Source organism: Mesorhizobium sp. M2C.T.Ca.TU.002.02.1.1, from assembly GCF_003997225.1.
In genome coordinates this window covers 1-8,347 of record NZ_RZTO01000207.1, presented here as the reverse complement: position 1 = coordinate 8,347, position 8,347 = coordinate 1, and the positions used below count along the sequence as shown (strand labels likewise).

At 60.1% G+C, this 8,347-nt stretch carries 11 protein-coding genes; 4 read left to right on the top strand and 7 right to left on the bottom strand.

All coding sequences use genetic code 11. The annotated features are described in order from the left end of the window. On the top strand, window positions 1-206 hold a 206-nt coding region (locus EOD07_RS13630), incomplete at its 5' end, for a DUF488 family protein (RefSeq protein ID WP_127235824.1). Window positions 207-211: 5 nt separating this feature from the next. On the opposite strand, the gene EOD07_RS13625 is transcribed toward EOD07_RS13630, so the two are convergent. The 4 genes from EOD07_RS13625 to EOD07_RS13610 all read right to left on the bottom strand — a co-directional run bounded on the left by EOD07_RS13625 (window position 212) and on the right by EOD07_RS13610 (window position 3,544). Next, the gene (locus tag EOD07_RS13625; RefSeq protein ID WP_127235823.1) at window positions 212-427 is read right to left on the bottom strand and encodes a hypothetical protein; all 216 of its coding nucleotides are present in this window, start codon (window positions 425-427) and stop codon (window positions 212-214) included. 41 nt (window positions 428-468) lie between these two features. Beyond that, entirely contained in the window at window positions 469-876 is a 408-nt protein-coding gene (locus EOD07_RS13620; protein WP_127235822.1) for a cytochrome c family protein, read from the bottom strand. A 109-nt stretch (window positions 877-985) separates the two neighbouring features. After that, on the bottom strand, window positions 986-2,755 hold the full coding sequence (locus tag EOD07_RS13615; protein ID WP_127235821.1) for a GMC family oxidoreductase: 1,770 nt from the start codon (window positions 2,753-2,755) through the stop codon (window positions 986-988). 27 nt (window positions 2,756-2,782) lie between these two features. Then, window positions 2,783-3,544, bottom strand: coding sequence for a gluconate 2-dehydrogenase subunit 3 family protein (locus tag EOD07_RS13610; protein ID WP_127235830.1), 762 nt, complete (start codon window positions 3,542-3,544; stop codon window positions 2,783-2,785). Between the two features lie 11 nt (window positions 3,545-3,555). Between EOD07_RS13610 and EOD07_RS13605 the strand changes: the two genes are divergently transcribed. After that, the gene (locus tag EOD07_RS13605; RefSeq protein WP_245470123.1) at window positions 3,556-4,605 is read left to right on the top strand and encodes a LysR family transcriptional regulator; all 1,050 of its coding nucleotides are present in this window, start codon (window positions 3,556-3,558) and stop codon (window positions 4,603-4,605) included. On the opposite strand, the gene EOD07_RS13600 is transcribed toward EOD07_RS13605, so the two are convergent. The 3 genes from EOD07_RS13600 to EOD07_RS13590 all read right to left on the bottom strand — a co-directional run bounded on the left by EOD07_RS13600 (window position 4,598) and on the right by EOD07_RS13590 (window position 6,478). Beyond that, the gene (locus tag EOD07_RS13600; protein ID WP_245470121.1) at window positions 4,598-5,287 is read right to left on the bottom strand and encodes an ATP-binding protein; all 690 of its coding nucleotides are present in this window, start codon (window positions 5,285-5,287) and stop codon (window positions 4,598-4,600) included. The two genes, EOD07_RS13605 and EOD07_RS13600, sit on opposite strands and share 8 nt — an antisense overlap. Window positions 5,288-5,540: 253 nt before the next feature. Next, window positions 5,541-6,068, bottom strand: coding sequence for a plastocyanin/azurin family copper-binding protein (locus tag EOD07_RS13595; RefSeq protein WP_164772232.1), 528 nt, complete (start codon window positions 6,066-6,068; stop codon window positions 5,541-5,543). After that, a complete protein-coding gene (locus EOD07_RS13590) occupies window positions 6,065-6,478 on the bottom strand; it encodes a DUF5602 domain-containing protein (protein ID WP_127235820.1) in 414 nt (137 codons plus the stop codon). Before EOD07_RS13590 ends, EOD07_RS13595 begins: the two co-directional genes overlap by 4 nt. Window positions 6,479-6,901: 423 nt before the next feature. Here EOD07_RS13590 and EOD07_RS13585 point away from each other — a divergent pair, with 423 nt between their 5' ends. After that, the gene (locus EOD07_RS13585; RefSeq protein WP_127235826.1) at window positions 6,902-7,426 is read left to right on the top strand and encodes a PTS sugar transporter subunit IIA; all 525 of its coding nucleotides are present in this window, start codon (window positions 6,902-6,904) and stop codon (window positions 7,424-7,426) included. Between the two features lie 121 nt (window positions 7,427-7,547). Beyond that, complete coding sequence (locus EOD07_RS13580; RefSeq protein ID WP_245470119.1) at window positions 7,548-8,075, top strand: group III truncated hemoglobin; 528 nt, start codon at window positions 7,548-7,550, stop codon at window positions 8,073-8,075. The last annotated feature ends 272 nt before the right edge of the window (window positions 8,076-8,347 follow it).

The window sequence follows — 8,347 nt, the reverse complement described above, 5'->3', positions numbered from 1 at the left end:
AGCTTCGCAAATGGTTCGGACACGACCCCGCCCGCTGGGAGGAATTCCGCCGACGGTACGAAGCGGAAATCCTCGGGCACCGCGATGAACTCGACCGATTGCGTGGCCTGATGCGGGAAGGCCCGGTCACGCTCGTCTACTCGGCTCATGACGAGACGCACAACGATGCCGTCGTGCTCAGGGAGATGTTGCTGAGGCATCGGTAGGGAGATCATCTTCCGTCGCGCTCCGTATCGTCGTCGATAGCATCGAGGACGCTGGAAAATTCGCTTCTAAGGATTGCCTCGTCGACGCCGTCCGACACGAACACGAAGATGTCGCCGCGATAGCGCTCGATCCAATGATGGCCAGTGCCATGGCTGCGCAGGTAGTCGCCGATCTGATGGACCGTCGAATAGCCCAAACCCTTGTGCAGGAGAAATTTCATCGAGGTCGAGCTTTGCGGGCGGGGAAGGCCGACCGCCTGAGTCAGGGGGCGGCCTTCTGGCCCTGCGCGTTGAACTGTTTCAGGTAGGCGATCACGTCGGCGATGTCCTGGTCCTTGCTGAGGCCAGCGAATGTCATCTTTGTACCGGGCACAAGTTTGCGCGGCGCGCGCAGATAAGTCTTCAGGGTCGGTTCATCCCAGGTCAGGCCGGAATCCTTGTTCGCCGCGGAATAGTCGTAGCCCGGATAGGTACCAGCTGCCCGACCGACGACACCATTCAACACGGGCCCCACTCCATTCTTGGCATCGGGACCAACCGAGTGACAGGCCATGCACCTCTTGAAGACGGTTGCGCCGGCTTCGGCATTGCCGGGGGATGCGTCCTGCGCATGGGCCGAGCCGACCGCAGTGAGAATTGCCGTCGCCAATCCAAGCATGCTCGATTTCATGTTTGCTTCTTTCAATGAGTTACGGGTTGGCCCCGGTCGAACAGGTCCTGGCGATATGGAGCTCGAAACACATCCAGTCTGCCGGATCCGGATCCGGCAGAATGCCGCGTCAGGCATCAACCAATGGGCCGGGGTTCTTCAGATACTGGTTCTTGATTGCGTCCACCGCCCAGTAGGCAAGAGCGCCCACTGGCCCGGTCGGGTTCTTCCCCGCGTTCTGGGGAAACACGCAGGCACCGGTGACGAACACGTTTGGGACATCCCAGACCTGAAGATACTTGTTCAGGACGCTGGTGCTTGGGTCGGCTCCGAAGACTGCGCCGCCTGTGTTATGCGTGCTCTGATACGGCACGATGGAATACGGCACGGGCGGAATGCTCCGATCGACCTTGGTCGCCCCCATCTCCTTGGCAATCTTCACGCAGATGTCGGCCTGACCGTTCATCTGCTTTACCTCGTTGTCCTGGAAATCGAACGTCATCCTCATGAGAGGACGTCCAAAGATATCGGTATAGGTCGGATCGAGGCTGAGATAGTTCTGCCGATAAGCCATCACAGCACCTTGATTGCCGACGCTGGCAGCGTGGTCATAATTGTCGACCACCGCCTTCTTCCACTCGGATCCCCAACGCGGCGTGCCATGCGGCGTTGGATGTGACTGGATGGGCCGAGCGCCCGAGTTGCTGCAACTGATGCCGCCGCCGCCGATGTAGCCAGCTTTCACGAAGTCGTAGTTGTCGCCATTGAAATCATCCATGCAGGTGCCGAGCGCGCCGGCGCCCATGAAACGGTTCAGGATAGTCTTCCTGTCGAAGAAGGCGGTAGCCCCGCCACCGCACTGATAGGCATAGTTGCGGCCGACCACGCCCTTCCCCGTTGCCGGGTCGTAAGGCGCGCCGATCCCCGACTGCAGCAGCAGGTTGACGTTGCCGAGCGCGTAGGCCGACAGAATGATAAGGTCGGCAGGCTGTTCGAATTCGCGCCCTCGGGCGTCGAGATAGGTGACGCTGACCGCCTTCTTGCGGGTCGAGTCGAGATTGACCTTCAGCACGATCGAATTGGTGCGCAGTTCGAAATTCGGATTCTTCAGCGCCAACGGGATGACGGTGAAATGCGGGCTGGCCTTGGCATTCGCCTCACAGCCGAAGCGCTCGCAGAACCCGCAGTAATGGCATTGGCCGAAGGCTACGCCATCAGGATTGATGTAGTCGCGCGACGCGTTGGAGGAGGGATTGGGGAAGGGATGGTAGCCGAGATTGCGGGCCGCCTTCTCGAACATCACCATGCTCTGCGCGGCAGTCATCGGCGGATTGGGGTATTCTTCCTTTCGCGATCCCTCGAAGATATTGCCACCGTCAATCTTCTTGCCGTTGAGATTGCCAGCCTTGCCGGAGGTGCCGCACGTCTTTTCGAACTTGTCGTAGTAGGGCTCGAGATCGTCGTAGGTGATCGGCCAGTCCTGCAGGTGCATATCCGAGGGGATGATCTTTTCGCCGTACTTGTCGACTGTCCGGCTCCGCGCCTGATGATCCCACTCGAGCCAGCGCCAGGTGACGCCGTTCCAGTGCACGCCGGCGCCGCCAACGCCTTGGCCCGGCAGGAATGAGCCGAGCTGACGCATAGGCAGCGCTGTTTGTGATTCACTGTTGCGGAACGTGATGGTTTCCCGCCGCACGTTCTGCATGAGGTCGTAGCGGGCGGCGTAGCGCAGCTCGTCATGGATTTCAGGGTCGATGAAGTCCGGATTGGTGTCACGCGGGCCTCCCCGCTCCAGTGCGACGATCTTCAGCTTGGTGGACGCAAGCTCCTTGGCAATGATGCCGCCAGTCCACCCGAGACCGACGATCAGGACATCGACAGAGTTGAGTTTGGTGGCCATGTCGTAGTCTCCTTCTTCTACCGCCGATTAGATGAGGTCCTGTATGCCTTTCGGCTCTGCCTTGTAGGGCTTGTTCCGGAACGGCTCGATCTTGTCCGCGTACATGGCGTCCGCGCCCGGAAAGCCGATCATCTTCCAGGCAGCCGCGCCCTTGTTTCCGCCATACATGGGGTCCGCGAGATAACCCTCGATCGTGAGCTGCAGCAGGAGCCCGAAAAAGGTCGCAGTCGGCACCGTCGGAAGCTCAATCTTCTTGCCGTCGAGGTCGGCCATCACCGCCGCGCGGTCCTTTGCCGAAAGGGCGGCGAAGCTGCTCTTGTGGTTTTTTTGCGCAACGGCGTTGATGTCGGCGATGCCCGCCCGGATCAGCTCCGAGGGCGTCATCGGCAATTGATAGCCCTGCTCGGGCGCACCCTCGTCAAACGGTCCTTCCAGATAGAGCCGGTCGCCCTTGCCGTATCCGCTGGCCATCTGCCGGTCGATGTAGGTCGCCACGCCTAGCTCCTTGGCGCCGGGGCCAGTTGAATCGCTGGGAATAAGCGTGTCGACCGCCGCCTCGACGAAGGCGGATTCGTCGACATTGAAGAATTCGTAGCCAAGGCCTCGGGCATGGGGTTCGGCGGCGGTGTGATGATGTTTTGCATCCGTGGCGGTCGCGGCCATGATTTCGTCCGCCGATGCTGATCCGCCAAGCGGCAGGGTACCCGCTGCCGCCCCGGCCGCCCCGAACAGCTTCAGAAAGTCACGGCGCCCTACTTCGCCCCGGCTACCCTTCTCTCTCGTCGACATGATTTCTCCTGTTGACGCTGCAGGCAAAACGATGGGGAGGATGGAGAGAGCTTGCGCCCGCTCCAACCGGCGCTGCGCAGCATCCAGCGCTAAGCTTGGTGGATTTCCTCGAAGCCTATTGCTCGCGCTTGGTATCTAGCAAACGAAATTCATTGACATTTAAGCGCAATTTTTATGCTATCTCACTCATGGATATCGAGCTCGCGCGCACTTTTATCGAGATCGTTTCGACCGGGAGCTTCATTCGAGCCTCTGAGCGTTTGAATGTCGCGCAAACGACCGTAAGCGCGCGAATCCGCAACCTCGAGCAGCAATTGGGCCGTCCGCTTTTTGTCCGCCACAAGGGAGGAGCTTCTCTAACCCCTGCCGGCGAACAGTTTCTGCGCCACGCCCCGATGTTCGTGCAACTATGGCAGCGCACCCTTCACCAGGTTGCTGTCCCCCCGGGGCGGCGGGCCGTTCTGACGGTCGGCAGCGAGGTAAGCCTTGCACAGCCCTTCCTGCTCGATTGGGTCCGATGGATGCGCCGCTCGCTTCAGGATATTGCCCTTCGCGTGCACGTCGATGTGCCGCAGGATTTGATCAATCAGGTCGCGTCAGGCATGGTCGACTTGGCTATCATGTACGCGCCCCCGCACAGGCCGGGTTTGAAAATCGATATGCTTCTGGAGGAAAAGCTCGTCCTGGTGACGACCAGCTCCGAAGCGCGGCGCCTAGACGAATCCGATTATGTTCATATGGATTGGGGGCCGGATTTTGGACTTCACCACGGGATGAATTTCCCAAGCGCCGCGCCGGACCTTTCTTTCGATCTCGGCCCGCTCGCTCTGAGCTATGTTCTTGCAGCCGGCGGCTCCGGGTACTTCAGAATGAGCTCAGTGCAGCCTCACATAGAGGCCGGCCGGCTGCACCTCGTGCCTGAAATGCCGCAGTTCTCTTATCCTGTCTATGCGGTGCAATCCGCAACTGCGGACGAGACGGTAATAGGCCCTGCCCTGGCAGGGCTGCATTCCGTTGCAAGCGACATCAAATCGCAGGATCCCTTGTCGACGCCTAGGTAGCCTGTCGGATTGACGGGAACAGGAGGTCGACTGTCGTTCCTACGCCTTGCTCGCTGGCGATGCGGATCTGGCCGCCAACCATCTGCGCCAATGCCTGCACGTGCGACAGTCCTATTCCTGTGCCCTTCTCGCCCTTTGTCGTGAAGAAAGGATCGAATGCCTTTTTCAGAACCTCCGAAGGCATGCCGCAACCGTTGTCCTTGACGCGAACGTACGCGTAGGTTCCCGGCCCTGGCGGATCAGGTGACGCGGTCGCCTGAACCCATCGCCCGGTGATGACCCGGATCTCGCCGCCATTTGACATGGCATCGCGCGCATTGATGACGAGATTGAGCACGGCTGCATCTAAAAATGCGGGATCGATCAGGCAGTGCGGGATATCGGAACCAAGTTCGAGCTTGACGCTGGCGTCTGGTCCCGCGCCATACCGGAGGAAAGGCTCGAAAGACCTGAGGAACTCATTCAAGTCGCCGGCGTGGGCATCGAGCTCCTGATGCTTTGCGAAGGCGAGCAGTTGAGAGGTCAGCTCGATCCCTCGAGCGATCCCTTCCCGCGCCGCCGCAATGTAGGCCCGCACTCTCTCGGGCTCGTCGGCTCGTTTCTCGGCAAGCCTCAGGCCGGATTCGATTACTGCCAGGAGGTTCCTGAAATCATGGGCAATGCCGCCGGTCATCTCGCCCATGGCGGCAAGCCGGCGTGTCGCACGCTCACGTTGCTGGGCAGCGGTCCGGGCATCGGGAGGCATCGCCGATGTGTGAGCATTCTCTTCGTGCTCTATCTCCGACCGTGGCGGAGCCCCGGACTGAAAAGCATTGCCTGCCATGAAGGTCACCCTCAATCGACCGATAACTGACGACGGCTAGGAACTCGCGCTCCCGCTCGCATCGTCGCAGTCAGTTCTCCCGTTGCTGATGGTTGCATCTCCTATCCACGGCCTACGCGCGCCGCCGGACGAGCCCTTTCGCCATGATGTCTTCGACCGCTGGAAACGCCTGGAGAGCCTCCTCTGGAAGGCCGCCATCCGCCCCGGCAAGTTCAGTCCAGCCATGCGTCTCGGGTTCGCCGACAATGATGCGGCCGACCATTCCGGCATGCTCATGCGGGATGCAAAAATAGTCGTAGACCCCTTGTTCGGTGAAGGTGGCCGAAAAGCTCTCGTTGAGCAGGAGGTAATCGGAGTCCCACGATTTCGCCGCCTTGGGCATGCGAAGCGGGCGGTCGAAGTTTGCGGGATTGTACGCCGTCGTCGTGTGCGAATTGCCAGGATTGAGATTGGTCCAACGGATCGTCTGCCCCGGCTTGATCAGAACGCCGATCGGATCGAACCAGACGTGTGAACCGTCGTCGCGTCCTTGCATCTTGATTTCGACCATATCGCCGGCCCACGCGGCCGGAGAGGCGAAGGAAAGGGTGGCGACAAGGCCGCCGCCCGCGCCCAGAATCTCACGGCGTGAGAGTGTCATTTGGCGACCCGCGCTTCGTCGGCGACCGGGACGTGCCACAATACGACGTGGACATGCGGCTCTGGGACCCCGGGATGGCCGGCATTGTAGTAGACGTCGACGTGGTCGACATTGCCTCCGGGCACCGCGAGGTTGTCAAAACGCTTGTCCGGATTGAGATCCTTGATCGGCAGCATATAGATGGTGCTGACAAGCTTGCCATCGTGGTCGTAGGCAAGGAACGGGCCCGCCGGCAATGTAGCTGGGTTAACGAAGAGCTGGCCCATGCCGGGGAGGAAGTCGGGCAATTTCACAAGCTTGCTGACCTGTTCGTAAGGCGCGGCCGGCGGAGACTTGCTGACATCGTTCGCCGCCATAGCGCAGAACGAACTGGCCATTGTCACGACAACTGCGAGGGCAAGCTTTTTCACCGCGGTAACTCCTTGTTGAACCAGAACCGCGATGGCCGATATTTCCAAGACCTTCAAAAAAATGAGATTTTAGTTGCTGGGTACGGCCTGTTCGCGCTCAGTCAGCAAGCAGGAGACAATTCTTTTCGTCAAACGAAATTAAATGGAATTTCAGTGCATTATTTCTGCTAGCTATAGACCTGCTCTTGGCTTGATTTCGGGGGATCTCTCACTACCTTTGAATCGTCATGATTATTGTCCGCCTCGATTTCCGGCGAGAGCCGCGACGCCTCAAAACGGGTTGTTAGCCCGGACGCGAGAAGGCTTGGCAACGCGTCCGGGACGGCCAGCATCCTGACATCGCTCCGCTTGGTTCCGCTTGCGCATCGTGCCATGCGGATGAACGCCGATTTGCGATGGCGTTCGACACTAAGGTTGACCCTGGTGATCTCTCCCATCCTGGAAGAAGAAGACATTTCGCTTGACCTTGTGACAAAGGGAAAACAGTCGGCCTTGTCAAAAATCGGGATCAGGATCGCGCGGAGAGGCGGGCTTGACGAGCAGGTGGTTCTGCGGGGCCTTTTCGACCGCGAGCGTCTCGGTTCGACGGGGATCGGTCACGGTGTCGCGATCCCTCACGCCCTGCTCGACACGATCTCTTCGCCCCTCGCGTTGTTGACGCGCTTGGCCCAGCCCGTCGATTTCGACGGCCCCGACGACGATCCCGTCGATCTCATCTACGCTGTGCTGTGGCCGCGCTCCGCGACTTCCGCCTTCCTCCCTGTCCTCTCGCGAACGTGCCGGCTGCTTCGGGCACCTGAGGTTCGGGAGCGCATCCGACAGGCGGCATCGGCCGATGAGGTGTTGGCTATTCTCGATACCGACCCTATTGCGGGATCTTCCACCAATTCGCACGCTTCCGCCGTCGGGCGCGGCTCGGTCATGCCCAAGGAATACAGCGATGCCTAGTCCCCCTGAGGCGGCGTACACGGCTCGCGAACGCGCGGTCCGCACCAGCGCTAACGCATTCGGATTCCGCTTCATGGATATCGTGTCGCATGATAACATAGATTGACGATATATCTTTTATGTGGAATCCGTCGACGAGTTTGCCCGCCATGGGTTGCTCGCACTGGAATTCCAGGAGACGCAGATGAACGAGGACAGCCGAAGCAGGCGAACGGTCGTCGTCGACGGTATTCCCTTGCCGGACATGCTCGACGAGGCGATGATCCGCAGCGTGGTCCACGGCTTCTATGACGAAATTCGTCGCGACAACCTTCTAGGCCCCATTTTCCAGGATCGAATCGAACCCGACGAGTGGCCGCGGCATCTGGCGAAGATGTGTGACTTCTGGTCCTCGACGCTGCTGCGGACGCACCGATATGAAGGCCGGCCACTGCCGCCTCACCTGGCTATCGTCGGCCTCGGCGAGGCACATTTCAGGCGTTGGCTGAAGTTGTTTCGAGCAACTGTGCGCCGCATTTGTCCGCCCGAGGTTGCGAACCTTTTCATGGATCGCGCGCTGCGCATCGCTCACAGTTTTCGTCTGGCGGCCGCCTTCAGCCGTGGCGAAACCACGATTGGCATTGACCCAATCGTCGAGCGAGACTTGTGAGCGGCCGCTGCGGACGCACAACGGTCGGCAGGAAGAGGCATTCATGCGGCTGACGAACTTTTCCGACTATGCCTTGCGTATGCTGATGTAAACGGCCTCAGCCGGAGGGCGCCTGATCACGATCGAGGAAGCTGCCCGGACGAGCCGGATCCGTTCTCGACGCTTGTGAGCGCCATTCGCGCCTGCAGGATCTGCCGTGACCAGCCTTGTTATGGCTTGCCGCTAGACCACGGGCCACGACCGATCCTTCAAGCATCAGAGGGGGCACGCAT